At 74.7% G+C, this 14,252-nt stretch carries 11 protein-coding genes; 10 read left to right on the plus strand and 1 reads right to left on the minus strand.

Features of this window, described 5'->3' with window-relative positions:
* Nucleotides 1–130 precede the first annotated feature (130 nt).
* The 6 genes from ACFWP2_RS22080 to ACFWP2_RS22105 all read left to right on the plus strand — a co-directional run bounded on the left by ACFWP2_RS22080 (nucleotide 131) and on the right by ACFWP2_RS22105 (nucleotide 4,812).
* A complete protein-coding gene (locus ACFWP2_RS22080) occupies nucleotides 131–994 on the plus strand; it encodes a helix-turn-helix domain-containing protein (RefSeq protein ID WP_380453926.1) in 864 nt (287 codons plus the stop codon).
* Between the two features lie 96 nt (nucleotides 995–1,090).
* Nucleotides 1,091–2,596: a 30S ribosomal protein S12 methylthiotransferase RimO gene (gene rimO / locus ACFWP2_RS22085; RefSeq protein ID WP_380453928.1), complete on the plus strand. Its 1,506-nt coding sequence runs from the start codon at nucleotides 1,091–1,093 to the stop codon at nucleotides 2,594–2,596.
* Nucleotides 2,593–3,231, plus strand: coding sequence for a CDP-diacylglycerol--glycerol-3-phosphate 3-phosphatidyltransferase (gene pgsA / locus ACFWP2_RS22090; RefSeq protein WP_380453930.1), 639 nt, complete (start codon nucleotides 2,593–2,595; stop codon nucleotides 3,229–3,231). Before rimO ends, pgsA begins: the two co-directional genes overlap by 4 nt.
* 17 nt (nucleotides 3,232–3,248) lie before the next feature.
* A complete protein-coding gene (locus tag ACFWP2_RS22095; protein WP_380453932.1) occupies nucleotides 3,249–3,761 on the plus strand; it encodes a CinA family protein in 513 nt (170 codons plus the stop codon).
* Nucleotides 3,762–4,079: 318 nt separating this feature from the next.
* Nucleotides 4,080–4,448, plus strand: a complete 369-nt coding sequence (locus tag ACFWP2_RS22100; RefSeq protein WP_049660741.1) for a helix-turn-helix domain-containing protein — start codon at nucleotides 4,080–4,082, stop codon at nucleotides 4,446–4,448.
* Between the two features lie 55 nt (nucleotides 4,449–4,503).
* Entirely contained in the window at nucleotides 4,504–4,812 is a 309-nt protein-coding gene (locus ACFWP2_RS22105) for a hypothetical protein (RefSeq protein ID WP_380453934.1), read from the plus strand.
* A gap of 114 nt (nucleotides 4,813–4,926) precedes the next feature.
* Here the strand turns inward: ACFWP2_RS22105 and ACFWP2_RS22110 are convergent, their stop codons facing one another.
* Nucleotides 4,927–9,636, minus strand: coding sequence for an ATP-dependent helicase (locus tag ACFWP2_RS22110; RefSeq protein WP_380453936.1), 4,710 nt, complete (start codon nucleotides 9,634–9,636; stop codon nucleotides 4,927–4,929).
* A 209-nt stretch (nucleotides 9,637–9,845) separates the two neighbouring features.
* Here ACFWP2_RS22110 and ACFWP2_RS22115 point away from each other — a divergent pair, with 209 nt between their 5' ends.
* The 4 genes from ACFWP2_RS22115 (at nucleotide 9,846) to recA (ending at nucleotide 14,250) form a co-directional block, all read left to right on the plus strand.
* Nucleotides 9,846–11,417 carry a S8 family serine peptidase gene (locus ACFWP2_RS22115; RefSeq protein ID WP_380453938.1) on the plus strand — a complete coding sequence of 524 codons (1,572 nt, stop codon included), beginning with the start codon at nucleotides 9,846–9,848 and terminating at the stop codon, nucleotides 11,415–11,417.
* Between the two features lie 41 nt (nucleotides 11,418–11,458).
* Nucleotides 11,459–11,653, plus strand: coding sequence for a DUF3046 domain-containing protein (locus tag ACFWP2_RS22120; protein WP_375877271.1), 195 nt, complete (start codon nucleotides 11,459–11,461; stop codon nucleotides 11,651–11,653).
* A 46-nt stretch (nucleotides 11,654–11,699) separates the two neighbouring features.
* On the plus strand, nucleotides 11,700–12,926 hold the full coding sequence (locus ACFWP2_RS22125; RefSeq protein ID WP_380453941.1) for an AI-2E family transporter: 1,227 nt from the start codon (nucleotides 11,700–11,702) through the stop codon (nucleotides 12,924–12,926).
* A 196-nt stretch (nucleotides 12,927–13,122) separates the two neighbouring features.
* A complete protein-coding gene (gene recA / locus ACFWP2_RS22130) occupies nucleotides 13,123–14,250 on the plus strand; it encodes a recombinase RecA (protein WP_380453943.1) in 1,128 nt (375 codons plus the stop codon).
* Nucleotides 14,251–14,252 lie beyond the last annotated feature (2 nt).

The following is a 14,252-nucleotide window of genomic DNA, read 5'->3' on the forward strand; positions in this document are numbered from 1 at the left end:
CCGTCAGCGCGGTGCCGGACCCCGGTCGGATCGGGTGCGCGCATTCGGGCCCGTTCCGCTTGAGAAACGATCCGCCAGCGCCCCTAGACTGTTCCCCAGCAGGTGGCCATCCGCTCGAAAGGCGTGCCCCGTGACCATCGGCAAGTCCTCCGACCGCGAGAACGCCACGTCGTCCGTCGAGCCGACCGACGACCTGACGCAGGCGGCCGATGCCCCGAGCATCGGCCGGGTGCTGTCCACCGCCCGGATCGACGCGGGGCTCACGGTGGACCAGGTGAGCACCGCCACCCGGGTGCGGGTGCCGATCGTCCATGCCATCGAGGCGGACGACTTCGCCCGCTGCGGCGGCGACTTCTACGCCCGCGGGCACATCCGCCTGATCGCCCGGGCGATCGGCCTGGACGGCGAGGCCCTGGTGGCCCGGTACGACGCCGCGCACGGCGGCCCGCCCGCCGCCAGGCGCCCGGCGACCCAGCTGATCGACAGCGGCCCGATCAAGGTGCCCCGCCGCGGCCGGCCGAACTGGGCGGCCGCCATGGTCGCCGCGATCGTCGCCGTGGTCGCGCTGATCGGCTTCAACCTGGTGAGCGGCAACGGCGGGCGCGGGACCGCCGGCTCGGCCAGCGCGCCGCTGCCCAGCGGTTCCGGGACCGGCTCGGTGGCCCCCGCCGCCACGCCCGCCGTCCAGCCGCCGGCGCCCGCGCCGAGCGCCGCCGCGATCGCCGCCGTCCCGGCCGACAAGGTCACCGTGAAGCTGGTCGCCGAGGGCACCAGCTGGGTCTCGGCGATGGACGGCAACGGCAAGTCGCTGTTCCAGAACAACATCGGCAACGGCCAGGACCAGACCTTCACCGACCCCAAGCAGATCAAGCTGGTGCTCGGCAACGGCGGGGCCGTGCACGCGTACGTCAACGGGAAGGACCTCGGCCTCCTCGGCAAGGACGGCCAGGTGGTGCACGTCACGTACACCCCCGGAGACCCGCAGGCGGGCTGACCACAGGGGGCGCGAGGCCCGCTGATGATCAGCTGATCCGAGGCGCGCGGCCTCCGGGGCGAACGGCACCGGAGCCCGCGCGTTAATCTTGGCCCTATGCCTGAACGCCGCACTGTCGCCCTTGTCACGCTCGGATGCGCCCGCAACGAGGTGGACTCCGAGGAACTCGCCGGGCGACTGGAAGCCGACGGCTGGTTGCTCGTCGACGACGCCGCCGAAGCGGACGTCGCCGTGGTCAACACCTGCGGCTTCGTCGAGGCCGCCAAGAAGGACTCCGTGGACGCCCTGCTGGAGGCCAACGACCTCAAGGGACACGGCCGCACCCAGGCCGTCGTCGCGGTCGGCTGCATGGCCGAGCGGTACGGCAAGGAGCTCGCCGACGCGCTGCCCGAGGCGGACGGCGTGCTCGGCTTCGACGACTACACCAACATCTCCGACCGCCTGCAGACCATCCTCTCCGGCGGCCACCACGCGCCGCACCTGCCGCGCGACCGCCGCAAGCTGCTGCCGATCAGCCCGGCCGAGCGGCAGTCCGCCGCCGAGTCCGTGGCGCTGCCCGGCCACGGCGCCGAGGCCCCCGCCGAGCCGATCGCCGACCTGCCCGACGGCCTCGCCCCCGCCTCCGGCCCGCGCACCCTGCGCAAGCGGCTGGACGACAACCCGGTGGCCTCGGTCAAGCTCGCCTCCGGCTGCGACCGCCGCTGCTCCTTCTGCGCCATCCCGGCCTTCCGCGGCTCCTTCATCTCCCGCCGCCCCTCCGACGTGCTGAACGAGGCCCAGTGGCTGGCCGGGCAGGGCGTGCGCGAGATCGTCCTGGTGAGCGAGAACAACACCTCGTACGGCAAGGACCTCGGCGACATCCGGCTGCTGGAGACGCTGCTCGGCGAGATCGCCGCGATCGAGGGCGTCGAGCGGGTCCGGGTCTCCTACCTCCAGCCGGCCGAGATGCGCCCGGGCCTGATCGACTCGATGACCGGGACCGCCGACGTGGTGCCCTACTTCGACCTGTCCTTCCAGCACTCGGCGCCCGCGGTGCTGCGCCGGATGCGCCGCTTCGGCTCCACCGACCAGTTCCTGGAACTGCTGGGGACCATCCGCGGCAAGGCCCCGCAGGCCGGCGCCCGGTCCAACTTCATCGTGGGCTTCCCCGGCGAGACCGAGGAGGACTTCGCCGAGCTGGAGCGCTTCGTCACGCACGCCGGCCTGGACGCGATCGGCGTCTTCGGCTACTCGGACGAGGACGGCACCGAGGCCGCGACCTACGACGGCAAGCTCGCCGAGGACGTGATCGCCGACCGCCTGGACCGGCTGAGCCGGCTGGCCGAGGAGATGACCGCCCAGCGGGCCGAGCAGCGGATCGGCACCGAGGTCGAGGTGCTGATCGAGTCGATCGAGGACGGTGTGGTCGAGGGCCGCGCCGCCCACCAGGCCCCGGAGACCGACGGCCTGACCACCCTGGAGGGCGTCGACGCCCCCGAGGTCGGCCAGTTCTGGCGGGCCAAGGTGGTCGCCAGCGAGGGCGTGGACCTGATCGCCGAGGCGCTGGAGCAGGTGCGACTGCCCGGGACCGCGGGGGTCGAGGCCTCGGGAGCCGGGGAATGACCAAGGGGCCGGGCGCCCCGGCCGCGGCCCACCCGGGCAGACCGGTGGCCGCGGCGCCGTCCGCCCCGGGGGTCTGGAACATCGCCAACGTGCTCACGATGGTCCGGGTGCTGCTGGTACCGGTCTTCGTGGCGCTGCTGTTCGCCGGCGGCGGGCACGACCCCAAGTGGCGCTCGGTCGCCTGGGCCGCGTTCGCGATCGCGATGATCACCGACCTGTTCGACGGTGAACTGGCCCGGCGCAAGGGCCTGGTCACCGACTTCGGGAAGATCGCCGACCCGATCGCCGACAAGGCGATCATGGGCTCGGCGCTGATCGGCCTCTCGCTGCTCGGCGACCTGCCCTGGTGGGTCACCGTGGTGATCCTGGCCCGCGAGCTCGGCATCACGCTGATGCGGTTCTGGGTGATCCGCTACGGGGTCATCCCGGCCAGCCGCGGCGGCAAGCTCAAGACGCTGACCCAGGGCACCGCGGTCGGCATGTACGTCCTGGCCCTGACCGGCTGGCTGGCCACCGGGCGGGCCGTGCTGATGGGCCTGGCGGTGCTGCTGACCGTCGGCACCGCGCTGGACTACATCGGACAGGCGCTGCGACTGCGCCGCGAGGGACAGGCCGCGGCCCGGGCGGGCCGCTGAGCGACGGGGGAAACCTGGTGGCGGAGCGGGACGTGGCGGCGCCGGACGCGGTGGCGCGGGACTACGAGCTGGCCGAGCGGGCGCACGCCGCGCTGCGGGCCGAGGGCGGCACGCTGGCCGTCGCCGAGTCGCTGACCGGGGGTCTGCTGGCCGCCGCCCTGGTGGACGTCCCCGGGGCGTCCACGACCTTCCGGGGTTCGGTCACCGCGTACGCGACCGAACTGAAGGCTTCGGTGCTCGGGGTGGACGAGGGCCTGCTGGACGTGTACGGACCGGTCCACCCGGTGGTGGCCCGGCAGATGGCCGAGGGCGTGCGCGGGTTGCTGGGGGCCACGTACGGGCTCGCGACCACCGGGGTGGCCGGGCCGGACCCGCAGGACGGGCAGCCGGTGGGCACCGTACACCTGGCGGTCGCCGGCCCGGGGGGAACTCTGGTCAGTTCTCCCCGGCTGTCGGGCGGTCGTGCCACAATCCGTCACGGGGCGGTGACCGCCGCGCTGGAGCTGCTGGTCGGTCGTTTCGCCCGGTAGGGGCCCGGCTGGAGGGGATCTCCACCGAACCGAGATCCGGCGATCTGGCGCGCGGGTATGGGACAGCTGGAGGATCGTGTTACATCCAACAGCCTGGTTGGGCAGAAACCAGGTGGCGAACGAGTTGCGTGACGGTGGCCGGGTGAGCCGCTACGGGTACCACGACGGGCCCGCGAACCCGGGCAGGACACCGGAACGAGGAGGGGGACGGCCTTGCAGCCCAGAGTGAACACGACCAGGGTCCCCGCACGCGAAGCGGGCAAGGCGGTACGGTGGGGACGTGACATCTCGATCCGCAGTCCGAGGAGGGAGGCACCGATGATCCTGCTCCGTCGCCTACTGGGCGATGTACTGCGTCGGCAGCGCCAGCGCCAGGGCCGCACACTCCGCGAGGTGTCGGCGGCCGCCAGGGTTTCGCTCGGATACCTCTCCGAGGTCGAGCGGGGCCAGAAGGAAGCCTCGTCGGAGCTGCTCTCCGCCATCTGCGACGCACTCGACGTCCGGATGTCCGAAGTCATGCGCGAGGTCAGCGACGAGCTGTCGCTCGCCGAACTTGCGGCGATGGCCACCCTCTCCGAAGGTGATCTGCTGAGGCCGGTACTCGAACCGGTTCCGCTGCCCGCCCCCGGCACCGACCGGGCGAACATGTCGCCCAAGGCCGCCGCGATGGACGTGGTCGCCGCCTGATCCCGGCCTCGACTCCCGGGCGTCCCTGCCCGGGGCGAGCGAAGGGAGGGCGGTCGTGCGAACAGACGCGCAGACGCGCCCGATGGTCCGAATACGGGCCCGGGCGCGGCTGTTCCCGCGGGTACGGCGTCCGGTGCGGTGGCTGCTGGCGGTCTCGGTGGCCGGGTTCCTCTGGTGGCTCCTGGTGGTCCGCGGACAGCTGACCGACGGTGCGGTGCTGGGGCTGCTCGCGGCCGGCGGCTGGGGGCTCGGTCTCATCCCGGTCCACGCCGACCGGAACGCCACCGGCCCGGCCCGGCGCCCGCGCGCGGAGCCGCTGGGCCCGGCGGACCCGGTGGACGCACCGCCGCCGCCGATCGGGTGATTCGACGTGGCCGGAGGCCGCGGGGTCGTCGACCCCGCGGCCTCCGGCGTTCCGCCGCCCCCGCGCGGTTCCCGCGCCGGGGTCGGTTCCCGCGCCGGGGATCGGAAGGCGCGGTCAGGGACGCAGCCGCAGCCCGCGCGGGGTGGCGTGGAAGCCTGCCTCCTCCAGGGCGCGGCCCAGGTCCGAGCCGAGGGCGGGCACGCCGTTGGCCCGCTCGACCGTGACGCCGCCGAGCGCGCCCTCCCGGACGGCGGCCGCGAGCGCCCCGGCCGCCAGTGCCCGGGTGGCCTCGTCCTCCGGCCAGGCCAGCAGGGACTTGCCGCCGCGCTCGACGTACAGCGCCAGCTCGCCGTCCACCAGGACCACCAGGGCGCCCGCCTTGCGACCCGGACGGTGGGCGGTGGACTCCTTGCCTCCCGGGGCGGTGGGCGGTTCGGGCCAGGGCAGGGCGGCGCCGTAGGCGTTGGCCGGATCGGCGGCGGCCAGCACCAGGGTCTGCGGCGGTTCGCCGGCCGGGGCGGCCGGCCACTCGGCGGCCCGGGCCCGCTCCAGCCGGCCGTTCACCGAGCGCAGCCGGTCGGCCGCGCCCTCCATGGCGAACTGGGCGCCGCCCAGGCCCTCGACGAAGTAGCCCCGGCGGGCCCGGCCGCGCTCCTCCATCGCGGCGAGCACCCGGTAGACCCCGGCGAAGCCGCCGGGCACCCGTTCGGCCGCCACCGCGCCCCGGGTGAGCAGGCCGTGCCGGTCCAGCAGGCTCTGCGCCTGGGCGGTGGCCCGGACCGTCGGGTCGGCGGCGAAGGCGGGCAGCAGCGACCAGCGGCCGGCCACCGTCGGCGGGCCGCTGCGCGGGGCGCCGCCGACCCGGCCGAAGGCGCGGCCGGCGCCGCCGTAGCGGCCGCGCGGGGTGGACCGCGGTGCGCGGTGGGCGGTGGCGCCCGCCGTCCGGCCGGAGCCGAGCAGGGCGCGCAGCGGGGCGAGGGTGTCGTTGGTGACGTAACCGGCCCAGACCAGGTCCCAGAGCGCCTCGACGACCTCCGGCTCGGCGGTCTCCTCCGGGAGCTGCTGGACGAGTTGGCGGAAGAACAGGCCGTAGCCGCCGGCCAGCGCGGACATCAGGGCGCTGTGCACCGGGGTGAGCGCGGGCGGGACGGGCTCGGGGCGCAGCAGGTGGGCGTTCTCGGCGAGGTGCAGGGTGAGCCAGCCGTCCTTGCCGGGCAGGGCGCCGGCCCCGCACCAGCCGACCTCGCCGGCCGCCGTCAGCTCGTCCAGCAGGCCGGGGGAGTAGTCGGTGAGCCGGGCCGGGAGGATCAGCTTCTCCAGCGCGGAGGCGGGCAGGGCGGTGCCCTGGAGCTGCTCGACCACCCGCAGCAGGCCGTCCGGGCCGCGCAGCCGGTGGCCGGACAGGTGCTGCCACTGCGGGAGGAAGGCGGCCAGGGCGCGCGGCGGGACCGGCTCGACCTCCTGGCGCAGGGCGGCCAGCGAACGGCGGCGCAGCCGGCGCAGCACCTCGGCGTCGCACCATTCGGCGGCGGCGGTGTGGTGCTCGGCGGGTGGGAGGTAGTGGCCCTGGACCAGGCGGCCGGCGGCGGTCAGACGGTGCAGGGTGCCGGTGACCACGGCGGTGCCCAGGCCGTAGCGGGCGGCGGCCTCGGCGGCGGTGAACGGGCCGTGGGTCCGGGCGTGGCGGGCGATCAGATCGCCCAGCGGGTCCTTGACCGGCTCGGTGAAGGCCTCCGGGACGCCGACCGGCAGCGGCGTGCCCAGCGCGTCGCGCAGCCGTCCGGCGTCCTCGATCGCGGCCCAGCGCTGCTCGCCGGCGATCCGGACCTGGATCACCCGGCGGGCCGCCTCCAGCTCCAGGGCCCACAGCGGCTCGGCGCCGCGGAGCGTCAACTCGGCCTCGCTGAGCGGGCCGAGCAGGCGCAGGGCGTCGGCGACACCCTCGGCGTCCCTGATCCGGCGCTCGGGGGTGAGGCGCTGGAGCTCGGCCTCCAGCTCGGCGAGCACCTGCGGGTCGAGCAGTTCGCTCAGCTCGGCCTGGCCGAGGAGTTCGGACAGCAGCCGGGAGTCGAGCGAGAGGGCGGCGGCGCGGCGCTCGGCGAGCGGGGAGTCGCCCTCGTAGAGGAACTGGGCGACGTAGCCGAACAGCAGCGAGCGGGCGAACGGCGAGGGCTCCGGGGTGGTGACCTCGACCAGGCGGACGGCGCGGGACTCCAGATCGCCCATCAGCTCGACCAGGCCGGGGACGTCGAAGACGTCCTGCAGGCACTCCCGGACGGCTTCCAGGACGATCGGGAACGAGCCGTACTCGGAGGCGACTTCGAGCAGCTGGGCGGCGCGCTGGCGCTGCTGCCAGAGCGGGGTGCGGCGGCCGGGGTTGCGGCGGGGGAGCAGCAGGGCGCGGCCGGCGCACTCCCGGAAGCGGGAGGCGAACAGGGCGGAGCCGCCGACCTGGTCGGTGACCAGCTGCTCGATCTCGCCGGGATCGAACAGGGCGGCGTCGGCGCCGACCGGGGCCTCGTCCGACGCGGCGTGTTCCGACGGGGTGCTGAAGTCGAAGTCGGGGGCGAGCAGATCGGCGTCGGGCAGGCGGAGCACGATGCCGTCGTCGGCGTGCATGACCTGGGGGTCCAGGCCGTGCTTCTCGCGCAGCCGGGCGCCGAGGGCGAGCGCCCAGGGGGCGTGCACCTGGGCGCCGAAGGGGGAGTGGATGACGATCCGCCAGTCGCCGAGCTCGTCCCGGAAGCGCTCGACCACGATGGTGCGGTCGTCCGGGAGGTGTCCGCAGGCGGCGCGCTGCTCCGCCAGGTAGTCCAGCAGGTTGGCGGCGGCCCAGTCGTCCAGGCCGGCCCGTTTGAGGCGCTCGGTGGCGGCCTCCGGTCGCAGGGCGCCCAGTTCGCGGGTGAAGGCGCCGAGGGCGCGGCCGAGTTCGAGCGGGCGGCCGAGGGTGTCGCCCTTCCAGAACGGGAGCCGGCCGGGGACGCCGGGGGCCGGGGTGACCAGCACCTTGTCGTGGGTGATCTCCTCGATCCGCCAGGACGTGGTGCCGAGGGTGAACACGTCGCCGACGCGGGACTCGTAGACCATCTCCTCGTCGAGCTCTCCGACCCTTCCGCCGCCCTTCTTCCCCGCCTTCGCATCGGCTGCGGCCGATCCGGCGATGAAGACGCCGAACAGGCCGCGGTCCGGGATGGTGCCGCCGGAGGTGACGGCCAGCCGCTGGGCGCCGGGGCGGCCGGTCACCGTGCCGGCCACCCGGTCCCACACCAGGCGGGGGCGCAGCTCGGCGAAGGCGTCCGAGGGGTAGCGGCCGGCCAGCATGTCGAGCACGGCGTCGAAAGCGGACCGGGGGAGGGTGGCGAAGGGGGCGGCGCGGCGGACCACGGCGAGCAGCTCGTCCACCGGCCAGGTGTCCAGGGCCGTCATCGCGACCAGCTGCTGGGCGAGCACGTCCAGCGGGTTGCGCGGGATGCGCAGCGCCTCGATCCGGCCGGCCCGCATCCGCTCGGTGACCACGGCCGACTGCACGAGGTCCCCCCGGTACTTGGGGAAGAAGACGCCGGTGGAGACGGCGCCGACCTGGTGGCCGGCCCGGCCGACCCGCTGGAGGCCGGAGGCGACCGAGGGCGGGGACTCGACCTGGACGACCAGCTCGACGGCGCCCATGTCGATGCCCAGCTCCAGGCTGGAGGTGGCGACCACGGCGGGCAGCCGGCCGGCCTTCAACTCCTCCTCGACGAGCGAGCGCTGCTCCTTGGAGACGGAGCCGTGGTGGGCCCGGGCGATCACCGGGGGCGCGCCCTTGGCCGCGCCCGAGCCGCCCATCAGCTGGGCCGGGGCGTGCGCCTCGGGGACGGCGGTGCCGGTGGCGCGCTCGTGGGCGATCTCGTTCAGCCGGTTGCACAGCCGCTCGGCCAGTCGGCGGGAGTTGGCGAAGACGATGGTCGAGCGGTGGGCCTCGACCAGGTCGACGATCCGCTCCTCGACGTGCGGCCAGATCGAGGACTGCCGCTGCGGGTCGCTGCCGGCGGCGCCGCCGGTGGCCGGGGCGGCGGGCAGGTCGTCGAGGTCGGGGACGGGGACGACCACCGAGAGGTCGAAGTCCTTGGCGGAGGCGGGCTGCACCACGGTGGCGCCGCGCCCGGGGCTCAGGAAGCGGGCCACCTCCTCGACCGGGCGGACCGTCGCGGACAGGCCGATCCGGCGGGCCGGGTGGTCCAGCAGCTCGTCCAGCCGCTCCAGGCTGAGCGCGAGGTGGGCGCCGCGCTTGGTGCCGGCGACGGCGTGAACCTCGTCCAGGATCACCGTGTCCACGCCGCGCAGGGCCTCCCGGGAGGCGGAGGTGAGCAGCAGGAACAGCGACTCGGGGGTGGTGATCAGGATGTCCGGCGGGTGGGTCGCGAAGCGGCGGCGGTCGGCGGCCGGGGTGTCGCCGGAGCGGATGGCGACCTGGACCTCGGGCTCGGGCAGGCCGAGCCGGACGGCGGCCTGGCGCAGGCCGGCCAGCGGGGCGCGCAGGTTCCGTTCGACGTCCACCGCGAGGGCCTTGAGCGGCGAGACGTAGAGGACCCGGCAGCGGCGCTTGGGCTCGGCGGGGGGAGGGGTGCTGCTGAGGTGGTCGAGGGCGGAGAGGAAGGCGGCCAGCGTCTTGCCGGAACCGGTGGGGGCGACCACCAGGACGTCCGTGTCCCGCTGGATGGCCCGCCAGGCCTCGGACTGGGCGGCGGTGGGGGCGGAGAAGGCACCGGTGAACCAGGCCCGGGTGGCGGGGGCGAAGCCGGCCAGCGGGTCGTGGCGGGGAGGGGTCGGGGTCTGGGGCGCCATGCCCCCATGGTGCCGGGTGGGACTGACATCCGGGCGTGGGGCGCGGGCGGGGCACGGGGGCGGGCGCGGGGGCGGTGCCGGGGCGGTGCGTGGGGTGCGGATCAGGAGGGGTGCAAGCCGGGGAGCAGAAAGGACGATCCGCTCATATGGTGATGAACCGGGGCTTGATCCAGCCGTGACCCACCGGACCGACGAGCGGAGACCGTGCGATGGCGCAGGTGCACGCGCGGGGCAGGACCGCCCGGCGCCGCCGGGTCGGCGGGCCCGCCCGGGCGCTGCTCGCGATGCTGCTCACGGCGCTCGTGGTGGGTGGCGCCGTCCCGTACGTGTCCGGGGCGGGGCGGGCGTACCTCAGCTACCTGGTGCTGGCCGAGGGCGAGGACGCCGCCGGCGCCGCCCGGGCCGGGGCGGAGAGCCGGGCGGCCGGCGGGCAGGTGGTCCAGGAGTACCCGCAGATCGGGGCTGTGCTCGTGTACGCCACCGGTTCGTTCGCCGACCGGGTGCGGGCCCGGCCCGGGATCGCCGCCGCCGGGGCGACCAGGACCGCGCCGGTGGTCGCGCCGCCGCGGGCGGTGGTGGGGACCGGGGACTTCTCGACGGGTGCGGGTACGGCGACGGCGACGGGTGCGCGTGCGGGGGCGGCGGGGCGGGGGGCGGGCCGGAGCGGGGACGGGCTCCGGCCCGGGGGCGACCGGGCGGACTCGGGGACGGTGACGGTGCCCGATCCGGCGGAGGCGGGCGCCTGGAACCTCGCCATGGTCGGGGGCGCCGGCGTCCGGGCGGGCGGTGCCCCGGCGGTGTCCGGCGGTGCGGTGCCGGCCGCCGACGCGCTGCGCAGGGTGCTGGTCGCCGTGCTGGACTCCGGCGTCGACGACACCCACCCGGACCTGCGCGCCGCCGTCGATCCGAAGGCCTCCGCCTCCTGCGCGGACGGCCGGCCCGATGCCCGCACCGGCGCCTGGCGGCCCGACCCCGGGGTGGTCGAGAGCGGGCACGGCACGCACGTCGCCGGGATCGTGGGCGCCACCCGGGACGGCCGCGGCGTCACCGGGGTCGCCCCGGGCGTACGGATCGCCGCCGTCCGGCTGCTCGGGCCGCTCGGGCAGTACTACGTCGAGAACATCGTCTGCGGCCTGCTCTGGGCCGCCGACCACGGGGCCAGGGCGATCAACAACAGCTACTTCGCCGACCCGTGGAAGTACAACTGCCCCGAGGACCGGGACCAGGCCGCACTGATCGCGGCCGTCGGGCGGGCCGCCGGGTACGCCCGGCGGGCCGGGGCGGTGGTGGTCGCCTCGGCGGGCAACGACGGGCAGGACCTCGGTGCCGGGCGGACCGACGAACGGAGCCCCAACGACCGGGTGTCGGGGCCGGCGCCCGTCCGGCACCTGGGCACCGAGTGCGTGCGGCTGCCCGGCGAGCTGCCCGGGGTGGTCACCGTCACCGCGGTCAACCGGGACGGGCACCCGGCGGGCTACTCCAACTACGGACGCGGACGGGTCTCGCTGGCCGCGCCCGGGGGCGACCCGGACGGCGGACCGCAGGGGGCGATCGTCTCCGACTGGCCGGACGGGCGGTTCGCGGCGCTGGCCGGGACCTCGATGGCGGCCGCGCACGTGACCGGGGCGGTGGCGGTGGTGGCGGCGCTGCATCCGGAACTGGGGGCGGACGGCCTGGCCGGGGCGCTGGCGGGGACGGCGGCCCCGGGGTGTCCCGCGGGGGCGTTCGGGTGCGGGGACCGGCAGTACTTCGGGGCGGGCCTGGTGGTGCTGCCGCACTGAGGGGGCGGCGTGCGGCGGGCGCGGTCCTGGATACTCGAGGCATGAGGCTGACGGAGTTCTGGCGACGGATGTACGCGCACTTCGGGGAGGGGTACGCGGAGTCGTTCGCGACCGACCACGTGATGAGCGAGCTGGGCGGGCGGACCGTGCGGCAGGCGCTGGAGGCGGGCTGGGAGGCCAAGGACGTCTGGCGCGTGGTCTGCGACACCCAGGGCGTCTCCGGGGTGCTGCGCTAGCGATAAAACTGTCGGACCTCCGGGCGGCATGGGACAGACTGTCCGGGTGACAAATAGCGCGGAGCAGAAGAATTCGGACCGGGGCACCGAGGACGCCCCCGCGGGCGGGGGGCTCTGGGGCGGCGGGATGCCGCGCTGGCTGCCGCGGGCGATGGTGCTGTTCCTGGTGCTGGTGGGGCTGTTCCAGCTCGCCGACTGGGCGTTCCGGCAGCTGATCGACCTGTTCGTGATGCTGCTGGTGTCGTTCTTCCTGTCGTTGGCGCTGGAGCCGGCCGTGGACCGGATGGCGGCGCGGGGGGTGCGCCGGGGCGTGGGGACCTTCCTGGTGTTCGTGGCGGTCGGGGTGGCGGTGGTGGGCTTCCTCGCCGCGCTCGGCACGCTGCTGGTCGACCAGGTGGCGAAGATCGCCGGGGACCTGCCGCACCTGGTCGACAACCTGATCGGCTGGATCAACCGGACCTTCCACCAGGACCTCTCGCTGGGTGAGTTGCAGAAACGATTGCTCAAGGACTCCGGCACCATCGAGACCTACGTCCAGCAGGCCGCCGACAACGTCTGGGGCGTCTCCTCCACCCTGATCGGCGGGCTCTTCCAGGCCTTCACGGTCGGACTGTTCACCTTCTACTTCACCGCCGAGGGCCCGCGGGTGCGCCGGACGGTCTGTTCGATGCTGCCGCCCGCCAAGCAGGCCGAGGTGCTGCGGGCCTGGGAGATCGCGCTCGCCAAGACCGGCGGCTACCTGTACTCCCGGGCACTGCTCGCGGTGGTGTCGTCCGTCGGGCACTGGGTGATGTTCACGGTGCTGGACCTGCCGTACGCGGCGGCGCTCGCGGTCTGGGTGGGCGTCATGTCGCAGTTCGTGCCGACCATCGGGACGTACCTGGCCGGGGCGCTGCCGGTGCTGGTGGCGCTGACGGTGGATCCGGTGGACGCGCTGTGGGTGCTGGGCTTCGTGGTGGTCTACCAGCAGATCGAGAACTACCTGCTGCAACCGCGGATCACCGCGCGGACGGTGGACGTGCACCCGGCGCTGGCCTTCGGCTCGGTGATCGCGGGGGCGGCGCTGCTCGGCGCGGTGGGCGCGGTGATCGCGATCCCGGCGGCGGCGACGCTCCAGGGCTTCGTCGGGACGTACGTGCGGCGGTACGAGGTGGCCACCGATCCGCGGATCGACCGGGGAGAGCAGCAGCGGGCCCGGCGGGAGCTGCGCCGGGAGGCGGCCCGGCGGCTGCGCCGGATGGTCCGCGGGGAGGGGCCGGGACGCGGGGAGTGACCCGGGACGCCGCTCCCGGGGGCGTCCTCGGGAGCGGCGCGGCCCGGACGTGCGAGGCTTGAATCGAACAGATGTTCTTTGTACTCTCCGGCGAGGAGTTTTCCACAGGCGGAGCCCGGTCGGGCCCGTTTGTCAGTGGGACGCGCTAGCGTCGAGGACGATGAAGCGCACAGCACAGAACCCGAGGGAAAAAGCCATGGCAGGTACGGACCGCGAGAAGGCCCTGGAGACCGCTCTCGCCCAGATCGAGCGGCAGTTCGGCAAGGGCTCGGTGATGCGCCTCGGCGAGAAGGCCAACGAGCCGGTCGAGGTGATCTCCACCGGATCCACCGCCCTGGACGTCGCCCTCGGGGTCGGCGGCATCCCGCGCGGCCGCGTGGTCGAGATCTACGGCCCCGAGTCCTCCGGTAAGACCACCCTGACCCTGCACCTGGCCGCCAACGCCCAGAAGGCCGGCGGCACGGTCGCGTTCGTCGACGCGGAGCACGCGCTCGACCCGGAGTACGCCAAGAAGCTCGGCGTGGACACCGACGCCCTGCTGGTCAGCCAGCCGGACACCGGTGAGCAGGCGCTGGAGATCACCGACATGCTGATCCGCTCCGGCGCGATCGACCTGGTGATCATCGACTCGGTCGCGGCGCTCGTGCCGCGCGCCGAGATCGAGGGCGAGATGGGCGACTCGCACGTCGGTCTGCAGGCCCGGCTGATGAGCCAGGCGCTGCGCAAGATCGCCGGTGCGCTGAACCAGTCGAACACCACCGCGATCTTCATCAACCAGCTGCGCGAGAAGATCGGCGTGATGTTCGGTTCGCCGGAGACCACGACGGGTGGCCGGGCGCTGAAGTTCTACGCCTCGGTCCGCCTCGACATCCGCCGGATCGAGACCCTGAAGGACGGCACCGAGGCGGTCGGCAACCGCACCCGCGTCAAGGTGGTCAAGAACAAGGTCGCCGCGCCGTTCAAGCAGGCCGAGTTCGACATCCTCTACGGCGTGGGCATCAGCCGCGAGGGCGGCCTGATCGACATGGGCGTGGAGCACGGCTTCATCCGCAAGTCGGGCGCCTGGTACACCTACGAGGGCGACCAGCTCGGCCAGGGCAAGGAGAACGCCCGCAACTTCCTGCGGGACAACCCGCAGCTCGCCGACGAGATCGAGCGGAAGATCAAGGGCAAGCTCGGCATCGGCCCGAAGGTGGAGGAGCCGGCCGAGGGCGGGGCCGAGGCTGCTGCTGCTGCCGCCGCCGCCGACGGCGCCGCCAAGCCGATCACCGCGACCGCCACCAAGACGGCCGCGGCGAAGAAGACGGCGGCGGCCAAGGCCTGAGC

It is taken from the genome of Kitasatospora sp. NPDC058444, from assembly GCF_042721415.1.
Lineage (GTDB): Bacteria > Actinomycetota > Actinomycetes > Streptomycetales > Streptomycetaceae > Kitasatospora.